Annotated in this window: 1 pseudogene; it reads left to right on the forward strand. The window is 41.1% G+C overall.

Features of this window, described 5'->3' with window-relative positions:
* Positions 1-232, forward strand: a pseudogene (locus tag QP437_RS09810) (helix-turn-helix domain-containing protein); the annotation flags it as partial.
* Positions 233-326 lie beyond the last annotated feature (94 nt).

Here is a 326-nt window from a genome sequence, read left to right on the forward strand (position 1 = left end):
TATGGGGGTTTCTGTACGGACTGTTCAGAGAGCTATCAATGATATTGAAAAAGCTAATCTCTTGGACAAGAAACCAACATCGAAGAGTGATCGCCGATATGGTGGTCGCAATATTTATGATCTAACAAAGCTAGTTGACTACCTAGATACAATGGGTCCATCAGTAGCTGAACAAGTTAAGAAACCACGCCATAAAAAACCGGTATATACCGTAAGAAAAACGACAGCTTAAAAAAGCACAATGGAACTGAGCGCGAGCGATGCACGATAGCAAAACGATATATTACTTATTGCATTGGTCTTGGTAGCCCTGCTTCTGGCTAAAC

It is taken from the genome of Haemophilus sp. UMB1048 (assembly GCF_030218125.1).
Classification (GTDB): Bacteria; Pseudomonadota; Gammaproteobacteria; order Enterobacterales; family Pasteurellaceae; genus Haemophilus_D.